The organism is Enterobacter sp. CGMCC 5087, assembly GCF_003144775.1.
Lineage (GTDB): Bacteria > Pseudomonadota > Gammaproteobacteria > Enterobacterales > Enterobacteriaceae > Enterobacter > Enterobacter cloacae_M.
This window is the reverse complement of the sequence record NZ_QFXN01000328.1, coordinates 1-422: the sequence shown is the minus strand read 5'-3', so window position 1 is coordinate 422 and position 422 is coordinate 1. Positions and strand designations below refer to the sequence as shown.

Here is a 422-nt window from a genome sequence, read left to right as displayed (position 1 = left end):
AAGGTATCCATGACAAGCTGCCCCGCGTACCAGGTCACGCTCATGATAATAAATACGTACACCGAGGCCCGGAGTATTTGCGAGCGTCTTTGTGCCGGCGACATTCCCCCGGACAGTCCCAGGAAGAGTGCGACGGTGGTTAAGGGGTTGACGAGGGGCAGGAGGGCAATAAGCCCCAGGCCGACGATCCTGAGTAAATCTGACATGTTACCTTCTTATATGTGTATCAGTCTCCGGACATCAGTACAGGATGCTGAGGGAACGGTTCATGCCGTACTGGCGACGAAGGACGGTGAAATAACGCTCCGGGCATAACCGGAATGTAAGCGGCCTGTGGCTCGCAGGATAAAAAAAGTCCGTCAGGGCACGGGGCACTGACGGACTGAAGAGATGATATTACCGAAAAAAAGACGTTTTTGTAG

At 53.3% G+C, this 422-nt stretch carries 1 protein-coding gene; it reads right to left on the bottom strand.

All coding sequences use genetic code 11. The annotated features are described in order from the left end of the window. The coding region (locus DEO48_RS26185) for a MarC family protein (RefSeq protein ID WP_309136853.1) at positions 1–206 on the bottom strand (206 nt) is incomplete at its 3' end. Between the last annotated feature and the right edge of the window lie 216 nt (positions 207–422).